This is a genomic window from Gardnerella sp. c10Ua_244 (genome assembly GCF_055818055.1).
The window spans coordinates 1-572 of sequence record NZ_JARFVS010000029.1 but is presented as its reverse complement, the minus strand read 5'-3'; the positions used below and the strand labels follow the sequence as shown (position 1 = coordinate 572).

At 42.5% G+C, this 572-nt stretch carries 1 protein-coding gene; it reads right to left on the bottom strand.

What is annotated here, in order from left to right:
* The coding region (locus P0108_RS07160) for a phage portal protein (RefSeq protein ID WP_473730942.1) at nucleotides 1-572 on the bottom strand (572 nt) is incomplete at both ends.

The following is a 572-nucleotide window of genomic DNA, read 5'->3' as shown; positions in this document are numbered from 1 at the left end:
CAGCGTGTATTTCACAAACTCCAGCGACTGCTGCTCAATATTAGAAAAACTTGATTTTTCTAAATCACCAACCATGTGTGGTGGGACTCTAAAAATACGAGCGATTTCGTTAATCTGAAACTTACGAGTTTCAAGAAACTGCGCTTCGTTAGGCGAAATAGAAATAGGCGTATACTTCATGCCTTCCTCTAAAATCGCTATCTTATGCGAGTTAGAACCCGAGAACCCCCTATTCCAACTATCCCTCATACCAGACGGATCTTTTACTGTACCGGGGTATTCCAAGATTCCGCTTGGTGTAGCACCGTTAGCGAAAAACGATGCACCATACTCTTCCGTAGCTATTGCCATGCCGATAGCGTTTTTTGCCATCGCAATAGGCGAATAGCCAACAAGACCGTCAAAACCAAGACCGGGAATATGAAGCACGTCAAATGGTTTAAGTTTCACACTCGTTTCTTTACCCGCTAAAACATCACTATCATTTAACGTATACTCGTAAAAAATTTGACCGTTCTCATCCCGGTCAACTCTCATACGATCAGGCATTAAAGGGTATAAGCCTAAAACCT